Raw genomic sequence first — 16,761 nt, 5'->3', positions numbered from 1 at the left:
GGCAGTGGCGGTGATGGTCTTCAGCCGGCTGGCTCTGTCATAGCCGTAGGTGAAGGTGGCGGTGCCGGCGGCGTGGATGCGCTGGGTGGGGTTGCTGAGCTCGTCATAGCCGTAGGCGGTCTCGGATCACGGCGTCCACCTGGGGAAAACACCCCATGATCCATTCCGCGTGTATCCCGTGACCAGCGACAAACGGCCGCTCAGAGCTGCCTACGGCTGCATGCCCCCGAAACGCAGAAGAGGCCCCGAAGGGCCTCTGATCTGCACTTACTGCTGGTGGCAGGTGCAAGGTTCGAACTTGCGTAGGCTGAGCCGACGGTTTTACAGATCCCTGTCTACCGAGCTATCACATAACGCCTGACGTGCTAAAACGCCGTGGAAACGGACAGGTGGAGACGATCGCAAGCATGAGCCGCTTGTTCCTAGCGCCGGGCTGCCGGGGACGGTTGCTGAACTCATCCTCCGTCACACGAGTAAACAAACGAGTTGACGCGCGAAGCGAGGGCCGACGGTAAGGCTGGGGCCCAGAGCCGATACACCGCAGGAGAGCATGGACGGTCACCATCGAGTTCGCCTTCACTTACACCTCACGGCAACCGTGCTGCGCGCCGCGGGACAGGCGTATCGCTCCACCGCCTACCTGTACACCGAGGACCCACAGAGGATCCGGCCCAGGACAGCCTCGGGACCTGCATGACCGTGCTGAGCCGACCGCGAGCATGGCGGCTGATCCGGTGCGATGCAGGCCCTTCCACAGCGTGGCAACTGCCGGTGATCGGGGCGCTCGGAGAATCTCACCTCCGGGCGCCCGCAAGTTATCCTATTCAGGAAGGATAAATAGAAGCCCTGAAACGGCGATTCCCAAGATTGCAGAGAAAACCTGCATGATGCGCGATTGAACCGGCAAGGCGCAGGAAATGATAGCGGGAATATAGGCAAACTGCAGCATCCAGCGAACGATTATGAGCATGTCCTTGTCTACCTCGGCTGCGGACATGTCATCCCACCATGCATATTCGTAAACCGGAATTAGCTGGCTGGATATGGCAAGCAGAGCAGCCGTCGCAAACATTAGCGCCCAGAGAACTCTCCAGATGACCAATCCTGCGGTGCCGTCGGATCGACGCCCGTCAACAGTTGTAGTCACATAACCTTCCTCATGCGCTCACGACAGCGCCGTAAATAAGGTGCTTCACGCTCGGCAAGGACTTCATGAAGCGTTCGGCATATGCCCGCGCGTCCGGACCTGACAATTATAGGCCGTTGCAACACGGCGCACCTCCGACTCTGTCCAGGCGCCTCCCTTTTGGCGTGTAGGTTACTCAGATGCTTAGCGCCAAGGAACAGCCCCCCGCCGGGCTCTCGAGTAGATCGATGATCTGCCACGCCAGAGTCGCGTTCGCTGACGTATAGCCCAAAAGAGATTTCGCAAGCCTAAACTGAATGGAGAGTGGACCAAAAGAAGTATCCAGGGCCTTTTCTTTTTGGCCTCTGAGTAGCCGAATATTGAAAGCCTGTCGACCCACAGGAGGCCGCCGCCCACATAGACCTCGCGGCCCTGTCGGTCATGGTCCACGGCCGCGACCGCAAGGTCGTCGAGGCGTTCACCACTGCGCTGGCCGACGTGACCGATGAACACTCTCCGGATTACTATGAACACGCCTACAGCATGTCCGCGCCCGAGATCCGCCGCCTCATGGAGGAGATCATGAAGTCCGCGTCCACCAAATGGCCGGTCTACAGCCCCTTCGCCCGCGAGCACTTCGGCCGCGGCCTCGCGGAAGGAACGGTGAAAGGCAAGGCGGAAGAGGCAGCCAGGTCGGTGCTGCTGGTGCTGGCTGCCCGCGGCCTTGACGTTCCGGATGACTCACGTGCCCGGATCATCGCCTGTGCCGACCTTGCCCAACTCGAAACCTGGGTTACTCGCGCGGCCACCGCTCAGTCCATCCAGGATCTGTTCAACGAAGCCGGCGGATAGCACGGCCCTCTGGGAGGTGCTGTCTGGAACCACTGGCGCGAAGCGCTCCCTCTTGTGGAAGGCCATGCCCCTCGGCAGCCTGAAAGGTGCCGTCTGGCGCGTGGCTGTGCCTAGACGTACCAAGGCGAGGGCCTCGGCTACCCGCCGAGGCCCTCGCCGTTCCCCTGGTAGGGCTTACTTGTACAGCTCGCCGTTCGGGCCGACGATCTTGCCGGACCACACGTCCTTGGCCGCGTTGTACACCGCAGCCGTCTCACCGTCGAAGTACGGCGACGTGATGTAGTCGATGCGGTCGTTGCCGTCCTGGTCCGCGAAGGTGCTGGTCACACCGTTCACGTAGCCCAGGCGCTTCGCGTTGCTGTAGTTCGAGAGCCAGGGGCCGCCGTCGAACCCGGGGGTCACGGCGCACTTGAGGCCGATGTGCTCCTCGATCTTGAGCCAGGGGGCGCCGACCGCCTTCGCGGTGGTGTTGCCGTAGCAGTTCTTCGGCGTGACGCCGCTGTAGACCTTGTTGCCGTCCGGGTGCGGGGCCGCCGGGTAGCCGAAGGCGCGGACCGGCTTGCCGGTGGGCTGGTTCCAGGCGATGCCCTGGCCGCCGACGTTGTCGCCGAGGCGGCCCGCGTCCTTCGACTGCAGGATGTAGTGGCGGCCGCCCCACGAGCGCTTCGGGCCGGTGAAGCGCGCGTACTCCTTGCTGTCCACCCGCTTGGCGCCGTTGAACTGGATGCCGTTGTAGACCGCGACGAACGCGTAGTCGCGGTCGTAGTCCTCGTACGTGTCGAAGTCGTAGTGGGTGAAGGCCTGCTTGCCCACGTAGATGCCCCACGGGGTCTTGCCCTCGTAGTAGCCGGGGACGAAGACCCAGTAGTCCAGGAGCGCCTTGTTGCTGTCCGTGTCGTACACGCAGTGGCCGGCCGTGGCGACCAGGTTGCGGTAGTTGGACTGGATCGAGGTGGCCGAGCACCAGCGGAACTTGCCCGAGCCGTCGACGAAGAAGACCTTGCCGATGGTCTTGGGGAGGTTCACGTTCTGGGCCGAGCCGGTCGACTTCGACTCGCCGGTCGGCGCCGTGGTGCCGGGCCGGCCGTCGGGGGTGTAGCCACCCTTGGAGACGACCTTGCGGACCTCTTTCGCGTCCCACGTGTACTGGGTCGCGTGGCGGAGCGCGGCTCCGTTCGACGCGAGCCAGAAGGAGGCGACGGACACGGCCCTGGACGTGCTGCCGGCCATGGGGTCGCGGGAGACGTCGCCGTCAGCCTGCGCCGTACCGGTCAGACCTACGGCGAGCAGGCCAGTCGCGAGGACGGCTCCGCCGGCGGGCAGAAAGATTCGCTTCAAGGTAACTCCAGGTTGCGCTGACACGAGGCGCCTCTGCACCTCCAAAACTCAGCAAACGGACAGCCCGGAATTTACAGGTTTGACCGTGGGAGTATGAATTTTAGGTAGATCATGTCAGCGCTCCCACGAGGCGCCGAGACCGTACCGAGACCAAGGATTGGCTGATCACCAGCAGTGATTGGCCGGTTGCTGTTATTTAGGTCACATTTGCCGGGGTGGTCAGTGCGGCGGCGCGTCGGTAGACCTCTCCGGCGGTGGTGTCGAAGTACGGGGACGACACCGCGTCATACCGGTCTTTCGCGTCCCTGTTCCAGGTCAGGCTGTTGACGCCGTTCAGGCTGCCGAGCCCGCGGTCCTCGTTGTAGCCGATAAGCCAGGCGCCGCCGCTCGCGCCGGGGCTGAAGTCGCACGACAGCAGCTGTACGCCCTTCTGCAGGTCGAGGCTGACGGCCGAGGTCCAGCGGGTGGGGCCTTGCTTGCACATCTTCAGGGACTTGCCGTCGTACGGGTGGCTGCCGTCAGGCTGCGCGCCGGCCGGGTAGCCGAAGGCGGCCACCATGTACGTGCCCGGCTTCTTGTTGAGCTCGATGCCCTGGCCGCCCACGTTGTCCTGGAGCCGCCCGACGTCCTCCATGACGTAGCCGCCGTCCTTGGCCGTCCACTTGAAACCGCGGTGCACGGTCACGAAGGCGTAGTCGAAGTCGTAGTCTCCCTTGCCGGTCCAGTCCTCGTGCATGCTGATCGAGGCGCCCACGTAGATGCCATGGGGCGTCTCGCCGTTGGGGCCGGGATTGGGGACGAAGATCCAGTACTCGGCCGCCTTGGCCTGGCGCGGGTCGTAGGCGCAGTGTCCGGCCGTCGCGACGACGCTGCGGTTCTTGGCCGCGACCGCGCTGGCGGAGCACCAGTACGTCTTGTCCCCGAACCGGAAGAAGACCTTGCCCATGGTCGTCGCGGCTGAGCCCTTGCGCGGTGGCGTCGGTGCCACGGGCTGAGCTGCGGTCGCCCGCGTGACCGGGGACGTCACCTGTGTGGCGGGGGTCGAGGAGTCCGGGGTGGACGAGGGCGCCGGAGTGGCCGCGGCGCCCGGCGTGGCCGGGCTGTAGCTGTCGGCGTTCTTGAGCTGTTCGGGCTTCCAGTAGTCGGCGACCCGCTTCACGTCCGCTGCGGTCCTGGCCAGCGTGACGGCGAACACCTTGCTGTCGCGCGCGGCGCTCGCGACCCCCGTGAAGGCAGGCAGCAACAGCAGCGCGCTGCTGAGCGCAGCGGCCACCAAGTGCCTGGCCCGGGGGATCATGAGAATGCCTTTCTTGGGGTTGTAAGGGTGGATTTTTCCAGATGAACACGTGGTATTGCAGCCAGGATAGACATTCGTTACCTGATCAGGGTGCATGGCAGGCTATAAGGCTACTGTCAGGCAAGGCATAAATGATCATTGTTTCTTGGCGTTTTCGCAGGTCAGAGCGGGTGCTGGAGTGTGTTGAATTGCAGCGACTCCGTGCTGCCTCAGTGGCGAACGCCTCATTGGCCGCGCCTCAGGGGAAGGCCCCGGTTCCGGGGAACCGGGGCCCAGGGTGCCGGCCTGATCAACGGAAGTTGCCGGTCCAGCGGTTGGCTGCTGCCTTGTAGACCTTGTAGGTGTCGGTGTTGAAGTACGGCGACGAGATGTAGTCGTAGCGGTCGTTGCCGTCGGTGTCCCACGCGACGCTGTTGACGCCGACCAGGTAGCCGGTGCGCGACGCGCTCTTGTAGTTGTAGAGGAACGGTCCGCCGCTCGCGCCGGCGGTGAAGGAGCACTTGAAGCCGATGTGCTCCTGCAGGTTGTACTTCTTGGCCTCCGGCATCGGCCTGGTCTTGCCGTAGCAGAACTTCATCGTGCGCCCGGTGTACGGCTTGTCGCCGTCGGGGTGCTCGCCCGCCGGGTACCCGAACGAGAACACGTTCAGCTTCGTGCTCCTGTTCCAGGTGAAGCCCTGGCCGCCGACGTTGTCACCGAGCCGGCCGACGTTCTTGACGGTCCACTGCCAGCGGTTGTTGACCTTCTCCCAGTTGACCTTGATCCCGTTGTAGACGTTGACGAACGCGTAGTCGAAGTCGTAGTCCTCCTTCACCACGAAGTCGTCGTGCGCGTTGAACGTCTTGGCGGCGTAAATGCCGTAGGGCGCCTTGCCCTCCCAGACATTGTTGCCGTCCCAGTACGACGGGATGAAGATCCAGTTGTCGTAGAAGGTGTTCTTGCTGGTGTCGTAAACGCAGTGGGCGGAGGTCGCCACGAGGTTGCGGTACTTGCCCTGCACCGAGCTGGCCGAGCAGTAGCGCCAGCTCCTCGGGTCACGCGGGTCGGCCTTGGGCAGCGTGAAGAACACGCGGCCGACCGTGTTCGGCAGGTTGACCTGCTTGCTCTTCTTGGCCTTCGTCTTCTCCTCGCCGATCGGCGCGACGGATCCCGGAGGGCCGTCGGGGGCGTCGTTGGTGCCCTTGACGCCCTTGGAGGTCAGGTCGAGGCCGTCGTCGTAGTCGGTGGCCAGCTTGATGCGGTCGGGTGTCCAGAACTGGACCGCCTGCTCGGCGGGGGTGGCGGAGTTCCGGGACACGACATCTGAGGGTGCGGCCGCGCTCGCCGCGGTGCCGCCGATCGTGCCCGCGGCCAGCCCGACGGCCACCAGGCCGGCGAGCGGGATCGCGATGCGCCTTGCTCGGGAAAACATGGAGCTCCTCTCAGCTTTCGGCGGCCCAGAGCGGGGTTCTGCGCCCCGGTGGGCCAGGAAAACGATCGGAACGTTAATGAATGGCGCAAGCGGGCGGCCAGGAAACGACGTGAAAAAGCATGGCCCGGTTCCATTCCGTTATAGAAATAGCGAAATCGCATGTATTCCTGATTGGCATCTCCGCAGGTAGTGGTATCGGTTATTTGTCTGCAGTAACAGCGGTAACTCGCATTATCAAATGCCACTTCCCAGCCATCCGAACCTTGTTCTGGTTAGATGACTTTTCATGGACCCTCGCACCCCCTGTCTCATTGGCATCGCGCAACGCACCATTCGCGAGCAGCCCGGCCCCGAACCGCTCGATCTGTGGGAGGAGACGGCCCGCGCGGCCGTCGGCGACGCCCGGCTCCCCGTCGAGCGGCTCGACTCGATCCAGATCGTCTACACCGACTCCTGGCAGTACGACACCCCGGTCGGCCGCCTCGCCGAGCGCCTCGGCGCGACGCCGCGCCACCGCGCGTACTCCAAGGTCGGAGGCACGGCTCCGCAACTGCTCATCGGCGAGGCCGCGGCCAGGATCGCGGCGGGCGACATCGATTCCGCGCTGGTCACGGGGGCCGAAGCGCTCGCGACGCGCAGGGCGTACCGGCAGGCGGGCGAGCACGTGCCGTGGAGTCATCCCGCCGTGCCCAAACCCCCTTACGGGTGGGAACGCCCGCCGCACCCGTCCGCGCTGGCCCACGCGCTGTTCCTGCCGGTGCACACCTACGCGATCATGGAGACGGCGCGGCGGGCGGCGTTCGGGCTCACGGTCGAGGAGGAGATGCGCGACAGGGGCCGGATGATGGCGCCGATGACCGAGGTGGCCGCCGCGAACCCGTACGCCTGGCGCAGGACCGTCCGCACCCCCGACGCGCTCGCGCACGACGACCGTTTCGTCGGCTGGCCCTACACCAGGAGCACGGTGGCCGTGCTGGAGGTGGACCAGGCGGCGGCCGTCGTCCTGGCCAGCACTCGGCTGGCCGACCGGCTCGGGGTGCCCGCCGAGCAGCGCGTGTACCTGCGCGGATGGGCATACGGGGAGGACACCTGGGAAGTGGCCGCGCGGCCCGCGCTCGGCGCCTCGGAGGCGATCGGCGAGGTGGCCGATGCCGCCTTCCGGCGGGCTGGGCTCGGGCGGGACGACATGGACGCGCTGGACATCTACAGCTGTTTCGCGGTCGCGCTGCGGCAGGCGTGCGACGCGATCGGGCTCGACCCGCTGGACCGGCGCGGGCTCACGGTCACCGGCGGGCTGCCGTACGCGGGCGGGCCGGCCAGCGACTATGTGCTGCACTCCACGGCGACCATGGCGGGGCTGCTGCGGGCACGGCCGGGGCACGGGCTGGTGAGCGGGGTGGGGATGCATCTGACGAAGCACACGTACGCGGTGTGGTCCAGCGAGCCGGGTGGGCGGCTGGGGAGCGCTTCGCCGGTGTTCGTGGCCGAGGAGGTGCCTCTTGTGGACGCCTTTGACGGGGGCGGGGTGGTGGCCGGGTACACGGTCGCGCACGCGCGGGACGGGGCCGCCGAGAGAGGGATTCTCGTGGTCGACGTGCCTGGTGGTCGCGCTTATGCGGTGGTGGAGGAGGCCGAGCTGCTGGCGGAGGCGGAGTCGCGGGAGCTGGTGGGGCAGCGGGTGCGTCTTGTGACCGACGGGAAGGTCAATGTAGCCGCGTGGTGACCTAAAGTGGATGCCAAATCCGTGACCGTGTGACTACTGTCCGGTGTTGACATTTTTATGTCACAGGCGGACGCTGGAGTCATGCGGAGGACAACTGTGCGCATCGACGAGACGCTCCTCAACGAGGCGAAGGCGTACGCGGCACGTAACGGACGCAGTCTCAACTCAGTGATGGAGGATGCCTTGAGGCAACTGCTCAACCGGTCCACGGAGGTCGCTGAGCGGCCCCGCGTGGAGCTGATCACTTCCAACTGCAAGGCCGGGTTCCAGCCGTGGGTCCAGGAACGTCTCGACGCCGGCGAGAAGCTGGAGCACATCGTCTGGGACCTCGACGACGAGGAGCGTTTCCCGGAGCTGCGCCATGCTGCTCGCTGACATCAACGTCCTCGTCAACGCCTTCCGGCACGAGTCCGCCGATCACGATCGCTGCCATGCGTTCGTGGAGGAGATGGTGAACGGCGACTCGAGCTACGCAGTGAGCGACTTCGTCGTCAACGGCTTCATCCGGACGGTGACCAACCGGCGCGTCTACAAGGACCCCGACGACCTCGAGCGTGCCCTGACCTTCGCCGAGACCTATCGCAACCAGCCGCAGGCGTCGGTGGTCACGCCGGAGGCGAGGCACTGGGGGATCTTCAGTCGGCTCTGCCGTCAGGCGGGCGCTACCGGCAACCTGGTCCCCGACGTCTACCTCGCCGCACTCGCCATCGAGCACGGTTGCGAATTCGTGTCCTGCGACAAGGATTTCGCCAGGTTCGAGGGCTTGCGTTGGAGGTCGCCACTCAACTGAACTGAGGTGAAGGGGCGCGAGCCCTCACTACTCGGCTAGGAACGTCGTGGCTGACCAGTTCGACGTCATCGAGCAAGGCGCGCGAGGTCGCCGCCGGTGGATCGGGCTGGTCGCGCTGCTCGCGCTCTTATTGATCCCGGTCGTCAGCCTGCTGGCCAGCCGGGATCCCGGCCCACAGCCGTCGGCGACGCCCACCCCCGGGCCCATCGGGTCGCTCACCAGGATCGGCGGTGCCCCCAACCTCCTGAACGCCCCGGCCAGGGCCAAGGGCGGCGACGAGGTCATCGAGGTGGTGTTCCCGCACGGGGTACGGGCCGAGGTGCGTTACCCCGCCGAGCTCGGCCTCGGCGAGATGGGGTCACGGCCGTTCCAGGGTGCCTGGATCGACGGGCAATACCGGCAGTTCACAGCCCCGTACAGCGGTGAGTTCGAGGTGACCAAGGGCGGTGAGCCGATCAGGCACTACACGCCCAACGTCACCCTCTGGCCCCGTCAAGCGGGGAGCGGCTACTACGGACAGGTGCTGCTGTTCGCGTTCGGGCGGTGGCGGCTGGCGATGTCCGACCGGGGGCAGGGGCTGACGTTCGACCAGCGGATGGCGCTGGCGAAAGGGCTGAAGGGGCGGGTGACGAAGGACGGTTACCTCGTGCTGTCGGCCAAGGAGCCCGTGCGGCTCGCCAAGCCGGGGGAGACCGTGCAGGGGGAGCCGGTGGGGCCGCAGCTCTGGTTCGGCGGTGGCGTGGGGGAGGTGGTCGCGCTCGTGCCCACGCCCGACTGCAAGAAGCGAGCCAGGGTGCCGGCGGTCATCAGGGGGCGAGGGCGGTCTGCCGACTCGGTGTGCCGGGGTGACGTGCTGGTCGCCGTCACGGGGTCGCAGCCGTTCAGGAAGAAGGCGATCGAGGGGATCGGCATCACGCTGAAGTAAGGCGGTCCGGGGAAAGGCAGGGGCGCTGAAGTAAGGTGCGGCCATGTTCGCCGTAACCGCCACACAGACCGACCCCGACAACCCACTCGCCGGGCTGACGCTCGGCGAGCATCCGGAGCCGAAGGTCCCGGACGGATGGACGACCGTCTCCGTGCGGGCGGCCGCACTCAACCACCACGACCTGTGGACGCTCAAAGGCGTCGGCATCAGGCAGGACCGGCTGCCGATCGTGCTCGGCTGCGACGCAGCGGGAGTGGACGAGGACGGCAACGAGGTCATCGTGCACTCCGTGATCGGCACCGGCGCGGACGAGACGCTCGATCCCAGGCGCTCGCTGCTGTCCGAGCTGCACGACGGTACGTTCGCCGAGCGCGTGGCCGTCCCGCGCCGAAACCTCGTGCCGAAGCCGCCCGCCCTCAGCTTCGAGCACGCCGCCTGTCTGCCCACGGCCTGGCTGACGGCGTACCGGATGCTGTTCGACAAGGCCGGGCTCGAGCCCGGCTCCACCGTGCTGGTACAGGGCGCGGGCGGTGGCGTCGCCACCGCGCTGATCGCGCTCGGCAGGGCCGGCGGCTACCGGGTCTGGGCGACCAGCCGTTCCGAGGAGAAGCGCGAACGTGCCCGGGAACTCGGCGCGGATCAGGTGTTCGAGCCGGGCGCGCGACTGCCCGAACGGGTCGACGCGGTCATGGAGACCGTCGGGCAGGCCACGTGGGACCACTCGCTCAAGTCGCTCAGACCCGGTGGGCGCATCGTCGTCTCCGGCGCCACCAGCGGCGCGGTCCCGCCCGCCGACCTGAACCGCGTCTTCTTCCTGCAGCTGTCCGTCATCGGCTCCACGATGGGCACGCGAGACCAGCTCCAGCGGCTGGCGGTCTTCCTGGAGCAGACCGGCGTACGGCCCGTCGTCGACCGGGTGCTGCCGCTGGCGGACGCGCATGACGGGTTCGCCGCCATGGCCGCAGGGGAGATCTTCGGAAAGATCGTTTTCGCCGTATGAATAAGTAAAGGGTTACTTTTGTGGCTCCTGGGTGATACAAGCATGAGTGGGGTTGTCTCACCCGGGAGGCCGTCATCATGGAGGTCGAGCCCTTCGGCCCAGGTTCGATGCACTGGGACACCGCCGGCGAATATCGCAACCTGCTCGTCGCCGGCAGTGCGCTGGTCATCCAGACGATGCACCCGGCTGTCGGCGCGGCCGTCGCAGAGCACTCCACGTACAAGGATGATCCGTGGGGGCGGCTCACCCGCACGCTCGTCTCCATCCAGAAATGGGTGTACGGCGGGGCGGACGGCCCGGCCGAGGGCCGGCGGCTCAGAGAGCTGCACAAGCCGATCAGTGGGGTGGACGAGCTCGGCAGGTCGTACCACGCGCTGAACGGCGAGGCGTGGGCGTGGGTGCACCTGTCGCTGTTCGAGCGGTTCGTCACGCTCCGCCGCTATTTCGGCACCCCGTTCACCGTCGAGCAGCAGCGGCGGCTCTACGCCGAGTCGCGACAGCTCGGCGCGATCCTGCGGGTGCCTGAGCGCGAGATGCCCCCCGACCTGGAGGCCTTCTGGCGGTACTTCGACGAGATGGTGGCCCACCGGCTGGAGGCCCACCCGACCGCGCTCGACGTGCTGTCGGTCCTGCGCGGCACACCGGCGCCGCCCGGGCTGCCGAGGCCGCTGCGCCGGTTGTGGACGCCGGTCGGGGCCGGATCGGGGGAGTTCAACCACTTCGTGACCGTGGGCACCTTGCCGCCCGCCGTACGGCGGAAGCTGGGGCTGCGGTGGACGGCACGGGAGGAGCGGCGGCTACGGCACCTCGGGCACGCCGTGGCCGTGCTGACGCCGCGCCTGCCCGAACGCCTGCGGTACATGCCCATCGCCTACCACGCCCGCAAGGCCGAACGGAGCTCGCGCCGCCTGGAGCGGCAGCTCCGCTCGGCATGACCAACCGCCCGGCCCAGCGTCCCGGAGGGGTTCAGCGTCCCGAGGGCATGGGCGAGGGTCAGCGTTCGAGGATGTCCCGGACGCGGCGCCTCGCCTCGTCGAGCGCCGTACGCAGCTCCGCCAGCTTCTCCGGCGTCAGCCGGGCCTCCGAGGCCTCCTCGCGGGCCTCGGCGACGAAGTCGGCCAGCAGCTCGCCCAGCTCCGCGTCGAGGTCGGCGCGGTTCTTGGGCGCGCCTCCGAGCGTGGACCAGACCTCCGACCAGATCCTGCGCCACTCCCTGCTGAGCCGGTCTCCCTCGTCCTGCCAGTGGTAGGCGTGCTCCATCCACTGCCGCTTCTGCTGCTCCTTGAGCCGCTTGAAGTCCTCCTTCTGCTGCTCCTTGAGTCGCTTGGTGCCTTCCCCGGTCCCCGTGCGGACGTCCTTGGCCATCCGCGTCAGCTCGTCACGCAACGACCTGACCGTGTCGCGGACGTCCTCCTTGACCTCGCGGGCGATGTCGCGTACCGAGGCGGAGATCTCCTGCTCGAGGTCGTCGAGCTCGTCCAGCCGGGCGTTCAGCTCCTCGCGGCCCTTGTCGGTGATCGAGAACACCTTCTTTCCCTCGACCACCTCGTGCGTCACCAGGCCCTCTTCCTCCAGGCGGGCCAGGCGCGGATAGATCGTGCCAGGAGAGGGGGAGTAGACGCCGAGGAAGCGGTCCTGGAGCAACCTGATGACCTCGTAGCCGTGACGCGGGCTCTCCTCCAGCAGCTTGAGCAGGTACAGCCGGAGCCGGCCGTGACCGAAGACAGGGCTCATTCCTTCTCCCCCTTGAGCAGCGCGACCTCGCCGGAGATCGTGGTCGCCGACAGCGACGCCATGCCGCCGCCCAGCCGGCCCGACATCGACTTGGAGCCGGGGCCGTGCATGTTGGACAGTTCGTCGAACGTGCTGACCAGCCTCCCGGAGGTGGACCGCACGCTGACGTCCGTCTCCACGTTTTCCGGCAGCCTGACCAGGATGGCACCGGAGACGCTGTTGAGCGTCACATGACCCGTCGGCCGCAGCGCCAGGTCGGCCGTGATCCGGCCGGACACGGTGTTCGCCCTCAGCCTGCGCGGGGTGCCGTCGGCCACGGTCAGGTCGCCGGAGACGCTCTTGAACGCCAGGTCGCCGTCCATGGCCCGGCTCTCCACGGGGCCCGAGACGGTCGTGGCGCTCACGTCACCGCTGACGCCGTCGAGCACGATCTCCGCGGACACGCTCCTGACCTGGGTCATCTTCTCGAACCCGGCCACCACGGCGGGCGCGGAGACCACCCCGGCGTTGACCGTGCAGTCCTTGGGCACCGCGATCGTCAGGACCGTCCTGCGCCGGTCACGCCGCAGCCAGCCGAGCAGGCCGTCCCAGGTGAGGTCCTTGTAGGCGACCGTGAGCGCCCCGGTGTCCTCGTCGTACGTCACCAGCAGCGGGGACGCCGACTCGATCTCGGCCACCTCCACTGTGGGCGGGCCGTCACTGGCGAGCACGTCCAGCCGGCCGGCGACGATGCGAACGTCGAGCGACTTCACTGGACCGAACGTCAGCTGTTCCGGTGCATCGATCGTCCACTGTTGCATTGATCCCCCGCCCTTCTGGCGACACGTCTCTACACAAGACACGATATGTCGCGTGTATCGAAATCTCAAGATGTATCGCGTTCGGCGGGCGGTCGGCCGGTGTCCATGGGAGAAGAGGGGTGGCGGCGATCCCCTTCTCCCCATCGGGATCAGTCGTCCTCGTCGTCGTCCAGCCGAGCGAGCCAGGTGGCCAGCCGCTCGATCGGGGTCTCGAACTCGGGGTTGAGGTCGACGAACTCGCGCAACCGCTCACCGAGCCACAGCAGGCTGACCTCCTCCTCACCTCGCCGCTCGACGAGCTCCTCGATCCCCCGATCCGTGAAGTACATCTCTCTCCATTCCTCCTGAAACGGCAGCGAGCCCCCAGCCGGGGCCGGGGGCTCACTTGTTGCGTTGGATCAGCCGAACACCTCGTGGAGCATCCCCTCGAGTTCGGTGTCGTGCGTGTTGTGCGACCCCGTCGCGGGCGAGCTGTTGGGCCGGCGCGAGATGCGGCGCACCGGGCGGCCGCCCAGCGTCTGCGGGTCCTCCGCGAGCTTCAGCGTAAGGTACGGCCACGGCCCCATGTTGGCCGGCTCGTCCTGCGCCCAGACCAGCTCCGCCTGCGACCCGTAGCGCGCCAGCTCGGCGGCCAGCTCCTCACCCGGGAACGGGTAGAGGCGCTCGAGCCGGACGATCGCGACGTCGTCGCGGCCCGACTTCTCCCGCTCCGCGGCCAGGTCGTAGTAGACCTTGCCGGAGCAGAGCACCACCCGGGTGACCTTGGCCGCGTCGGCGAACGAGTCGCCGAGGACCGGCTGGAAGGTGCCGGAGGTGAAGTCGGCCGCCTTGGACGTGGCCGCCTTGTGGCGCAGCAGCGACTTGGGCGTGAAGACCACCATCGGCTTGTGCCGCTGCGACTCCACCTGCCAGCGCAGCAGGTGGAAGTAGTTGGCCGGGGTCGAGGGCTGCGCGACCGTCATGTTGTCGAGCGCGCACACCTGCAGGAACCGCTCGATGCGGGCCGAGGAGTGGTCGGGACCCTGGCCCTCGTAGCCGTGCGGCAGCAGCAGCACGACCGAGGACTTCTGGCCCCACTTCTGCTCGCCCGACGAGATGAACTCGTCGATGATCGTCTGGGCGCCGTTGACGAAGTCGCCGAACTGCGCCTCCCAGGCGACCAGGGCGTCCGGGCGGACGACGCTGTAGCCGTACTCGAAGCCGAGCGCCGCGAACTCGCTGAGGAGCGAGTCGTAGACGTAGAACTTCGTGGTGCCCTCGTTGAAGGTCTTGAGCGGCGTGTGGTCGGCGCCGGTCATCCGGTCGACCAGGACGGCGTGGCGCTGCGTGAACGTGCCGCGGCGCGAGTCCTGGCCCACCAGGCGCACCGGGTGGCCGTCGATGAGCAGCGAGCCGAAGGCCAGCGTCTCGCCCATCGACCAGTCGATCGTGTCCGTCTCGACCATCTGGCCGCGGCGCTGCAGCACCGGCGCCAGGCGCGGGTGCGGCGTGAAGCCCTCGGGCAGGTTGAGCTGGGTGTCGACGATGCGCTTGAGCGTCTCGTCGCTGATCGCGGTGGGCGTCTCGTCATGCGACCACTTGACGACCTCGGCGGGTGGCACGCGCATCGCGGCCGCCTCTGCCGGCTTCTTCGCCGCCTCGCGGGTCTCCGTGAACGCCTGCTCCAGCTTGGCCTGGTAGTCGCGCAGCGCCTGCTCGGCCTCCTCGACCGTGATGTCGCCCCGGCCGATCAGCGCCTCGGTGTAGAGCTTGCGGGTCGAGCGCTTGGCGTCGATCAGGTCGTACATCAGCGGCTGGGTGAAGGCGGGGTTGTCGCCCTCGTTGTGGCCGCGGCGGCGGTAGCAGATGAGGTCGATGACGACGTCCTTGCGGAACGCCTGGCGGTATTCGTAGGCCAGCTGGCCCACGCGCACCACGGCCTCGGGGTCGTCGCCGTTGACGTGGAAGATCGGGGCCTGGATCATCCGGGCCACGTCGGTCGCGTAGACCGACGACCTGGACGAGGCGGGCGAGGTCGTGAAGCCGACCTGGTTGTTGACCACCACGTGCACGGTGCCGCCGGTGCGGTAGCCGCGCAGCTGCGACAGGTTGAGCGTCTCGGCCACGACGCCCTGGCCGGCGAAGGCCGCGTCGCCGTGGACGAGGACGGGCAGGACGGTGAAGCCCTCCTCGCCGCGCTCCAGGAGGTCCTGCTTGGCGCGGACGACGCCCTCGAGCACCGGGTCGACCGCCTCCAGGTGGGAGGGGTTGGCGACCACGGACGCGGTGATGGTCCTGCCGCTAGGCGCGGTGAACGTGCCCGCCGCGCCGAGGTGGTACTTCACGTCGCCCGAGCCGTGCGCGGTGCGCGGGTCGATGTTGCCCTCGAACTCGCCGAAGATCTGCGCGTAGGACTTGCCCACGATGTTGGCCAGCACGTTGAGGCGGCCGCGGTGGGCCATGCCGATGACGACCTCGTCGAGGTCCTCGTCGGCGGCGTCGCTGATCACCGAGTCGAGCAGCGGGATCAGGGACTCGCCGCCCTCCAGGGAGAAGCGCTTCTGGCCGACGAACTTCGTCTGCAGGAACGTCTCGAACGCCTCGGCGGTGTTGAGCCGGGCCAGGATGTTGAGCTGCTCGTCACGCTCGGGCGACTTGTGCGGCTTTTCCACCCGCGCCTGGATCCAGGCCCGCTCCTCGGGGTTCTGGATGTGCATGTACTCGATGCCGACCGTGCGGCAGTAGGAGTCGCGCAGCACGCCGAGGATCTCGCGGAGCTTCATCAGCGCGCGGCCGCCGAAACCGCCCGTGGCGAACTCCCGCTCCAGGTCCCACAGCGTCAGCCCGTGGGACTGGATGTCCAGGTCGGGGTGCTTGCGCTGCTTGTACTCCAGCGGGTCGGTCTCGGCCATCAGGTGGCCGCGCACGCGGTAGGCGTGGATCAGCTCGATCACGCGGGCGGACTTGGACACGTCGTCGTCGTGGGAGGCCGAGACGTCCTGCACCCAGCGGACCGGCTCGTACGGGATCCGCAGCGCCTCGAAGATCTCGTCGTAGAAGCCGTCCTCGCCCAGCAGCAGCCGGTGGATCTGGCGCAGGAAGTCGCCCGACTGGGCGCCCTGGATGATCCGGTGGTCGTAGGTGCTGGTCAGCGTCATGACCTTGGAGACGGCCAGGCGCGAGAGCGTGTCGGGCGAGGCCCCCTGGTATTCGGCCGGGTATTCCATCGCTCCAACGCCGATGATCGTGCCCTGGCCGGGCATCAGGCGGGGCACGGAGTGGACGGTGCCGATCGTGCCGGGGTTGGTCAGCGAGATGGTGGTGCCGGCGAAGTCGTCGACGCCCAGCTTGCCCGCGCGGGCCTTCCGGACGACGTCCTCGTACGCCATCCAGAACTGGCGGAAGTCCATCTCCTCGGCGCCCTTGATCGAGGGCACGAGAAGCTGGCGCTCGCCGTTGCTCTTCTGTACGTCGATCGCCAGGCCGAACCCGACATGCTCGGGCTTGATCAGCGTCGGCTTGCCGTCGACCTCCGCGTAGGAGTAGTTCATCTCCGGCATGGCCCGCAGGGCCTTGACGATCGCGAAACCGATCAGGTGGGTGAAGGACACCTTCCCGCCGCGACCCCGCTTGAGGTGATTGTTGATCACAATGCGGTTGTCGATGAGCAGCTTGGCCGGGATCGCGCGCACGCTGGTGGCCGTCGGGACCGTCAGCGACAGGTCCATGTTGGCGGCCGTGCGTGCGGCGGCGCCGCGCAGCTTGACCTCCTCGGCGCCCTTGGGC

15 protein-coding genes are annotated in these 16,761 nt (G+C 67.3%); 7 read left to right on the top strand and 8 right to left on the bottom strand.

Annotation, left to right across the window (positions count from 1 at the left end):
- Window positions 1-820: 820 nt before the first annotated feature.
- Entirely contained in the window at window positions 821-1,147 is a 327-nt protein-coding gene (locus AB0J09_RS04730; RefSeq protein ID WP_360685120.1) for a hypothetical protein, read from the bottom strand.
- A gap of 420 nt (window positions 1,148-1,567) precedes the next feature.
- Here AB0J09_RS04730 and AB0J09_RS04725 point away from each other — a divergent pair, with 420 nt between their 5' ends.
- Window positions 1,568-1,978, top strand: a complete 411-nt coding sequence (locus AB0J09_RS04725; RefSeq protein WP_360685117.1) for a hypothetical protein — start codon at window positions 1,568-1,570, stop codon at window positions 1,976-1,978.
- 174 nt (window positions 1,979-2,152) lie between these two features.
- Here the strand turns inward: AB0J09_RS04725 and AB0J09_RS04720 are convergent, their stop codons facing one another.
- The 3 genes from AB0J09_RS04720 to AB0J09_RS04710 all read right to left on the bottom strand — a co-directional run bounded on the left by AB0J09_RS04720 (window position 2,153) and on the right by AB0J09_RS04710 (window position 6,024).
- Window positions 2,153-3,316, bottom strand: coding sequence for a hypothetical protein (locus AB0J09_RS04720; RefSeq protein ID WP_360685115.1), 1,164 nt, complete (start codon window positions 3,314-3,316; stop codon window positions 2,153-2,155).
- Window positions 3,317-3,512: 196 nt separating this feature from the next.
- A complete protein-coding gene (locus AB0J09_RS04715; RefSeq protein ID WP_360685112.1) occupies window positions 3,513-4,613 on the bottom strand; it encodes a hypothetical protein in 1,101 nt (366 codons plus the stop codon).
- A 289-nt stretch (window positions 4,614-4,902) separates the two neighbouring features.
- Window positions 4,903-6,024 carry a serine protease gene (locus tag AB0J09_RS04710; RefSeq protein WP_360685110.1) on the bottom strand — a complete coding sequence of 374 codons (1,122 nt, stop codon included), beginning with the start codon at window positions 6,022-6,024 and terminating at the stop codon, window positions 4,903-4,905.
- 286 nt (window positions 6,025-6,310) lie between these two features.
- Between AB0J09_RS04710 and AB0J09_RS04705 the strand changes: the two genes are divergently transcribed.
- The 6 genes from AB0J09_RS04705 (at window position 6,311) to AB0J09_RS04680 (ending at window position 11,397) form a co-directional block, all read left to right on the top strand.
- Window positions 6,311-7,747, top strand: coding sequence for an acetyl-CoA synthetase (locus AB0J09_RS04705; protein ID WP_360685107.1), 1,437 nt, complete (start codon window positions 6,311-6,313; stop codon window positions 7,745-7,747).
- A gap of 81 nt (window positions 7,748-7,828) precedes the next feature.
- Window positions 7,829-8,122: a DUF6364 family protein gene (locus AB0J09_RS04700; RefSeq protein WP_360685104.1), complete on the top strand. Its 294-nt coding sequence runs from the start codon at window positions 7,829-7,831 to the stop codon at window positions 8,120-8,122.
- On the top strand, window positions 8,109-8,537 hold the full coding sequence (locus tag AB0J09_RS04695; protein WP_360685101.1) for a type II toxin-antitoxin system VapC family toxin: 429 nt from the start codon (window positions 8,109-8,111) through the stop codon (window positions 8,535-8,537). Before AB0J09_RS04700 ends, AB0J09_RS04695 begins: the two co-directional genes overlap by 14 nt.
- A gap of 46 nt (window positions 8,538-8,583) precedes the next feature.
- Window positions 8,584-9,462: a hypothetical protein gene (locus tag AB0J09_RS04690; protein WP_360685098.1), complete on the top strand. Its 879-nt coding sequence runs from the start codon at window positions 8,584-8,586 to the stop codon at window positions 9,460-9,462.
- Between the two features lie 43 nt (window positions 9,463-9,505).
- On the top strand, window positions 9,506-10,462 hold the full coding sequence (locus tag AB0J09_RS04685; protein WP_360685095.1) for a zinc-binding dehydrogenase: 957 nt from the start codon (window positions 9,506-9,508) through the stop codon (window positions 10,460-10,462).
- A gap of 77 nt (window positions 10,463-10,539) precedes the next feature.
- Window positions 10,540-11,397: an oxygenase MpaB family protein gene (locus tag AB0J09_RS04680; protein WP_360685092.1), complete on the top strand. Its 858-nt coding sequence runs from the start codon at window positions 10,540-10,542 to the stop codon at window positions 11,395-11,397.
- 58 nt (window positions 11,398-11,455) lie between these two features.
- Here the strand turns inward: AB0J09_RS04680 and AB0J09_RS04675 are convergent, their stop codons facing one another.
- The 4 genes from AB0J09_RS04675 to AB0J09_RS04660 all read right to left on the bottom strand — a co-directional run.
- Window positions 11,456-12,196, bottom strand: coding sequence for a PadR family transcriptional regulator (locus tag AB0J09_RS04675; RefSeq protein WP_360685089.1), 741 nt, complete (start codon window positions 12,194-12,196; stop codon window positions 11,456-11,458).
- Window positions 12,193-12,948: a DUF4097 family beta strand repeat-containing protein gene (locus AB0J09_RS04670; RefSeq protein ID WP_360685086.1), complete on the bottom strand. Its 756-nt coding sequence runs from the start codon at window positions 12,946-12,948 to the stop codon at window positions 12,193-12,195. The genes AB0J09_RS04675 and AB0J09_RS04670 overlap by 4 nt, the downstream gene beginning before the upstream one ends.
- 197 nt (window positions 12,949-13,145) lie before the next feature.
- The gene (locus tag AB0J09_RS04665; protein ID WP_080045373.1) at window positions 13,146-13,325 is read right to left on the bottom strand and encodes a DUF6104 family protein; all 180 of its coding nucleotides are present in this window, start codon (window positions 13,323-13,325) and stop codon (window positions 13,146-13,148) included.
- A gap of 69 nt (window positions 13,326-13,394) precedes the next feature.
- On the bottom strand, window positions 13,395-16,761 hold a 3,367-nt coding region (locus AB0J09_RS04660), incomplete at its 5' end, for a multifunctional oxoglutarate decarboxylase/oxoglutarate dehydrogenase thiamine pyrophosphate-binding subunit/dihydrolipoyllysine-residue succinyltransferase subunit (RefSeq protein ID WP_360685082.1).

Origin of the sequence: Nonomuraea sp. NPDC049784, assembly GCF_040659615.1 — a bacterium.
Taxonomy (GTDB): Bacteria; Actinomycetota; Actinomycetes; order Streptosporangiales; family Streptosporangiaceae; genus Nonomuraea.
This window is presented reverse-complemented; position numbering and strand designations above follow the sequence as displayed.